The organism is Thalassotalea fusca (assembly GCF_053485835.1).
The window spans coordinates 1-351 of the sequence record NZ_JBQRUN010000062.1; the positions used below are offsets into that span (position 1 = coordinate 1).

A 351-nucleotide genomic window follows, 5' to 3' on the forward strand; every position below is an offset into this window, starting at 1 on the left:
CCTTTGAGCATGTAATCAGGTACATTGGTTTTCGTCGCATAAATGAACTGACTTATAATTGCATTATTTGAGTCAAGTTCAGCGACTGGCTGTAATTGCCCGCCATACAGAAATCCTTGTACTAATGTTCCATTAACTTTCTTTCCAACCCTTCTGTCCTGTGCGTCGATGATATAATCAACAACAGTTTCACCTGGCAAAGTGACTTTAAGTAAGTTACCAAGAACATCGTAGCTATACTGCGTAACATCGCTTCCACAAGTTTTCTGTTTTAGCTCACCATTAGCAGTATATTGGTAACTACAGTTGCCATAACTGGTTAATCTGTCTTGGCTATCATATACACCATTC

At 39.0% G+C, this 351-nt stretch carries 1 protein-coding gene; it reads right to left on the minus strand.

Annotation, left to right across the window (positions count from 1 at the left end):
- The coding region (locus ACSLUK_RS20130; protein ID WP_448550555.1) for a hypothetical protein at positions 1-351 on the minus strand (351 nt) is incomplete at both ends.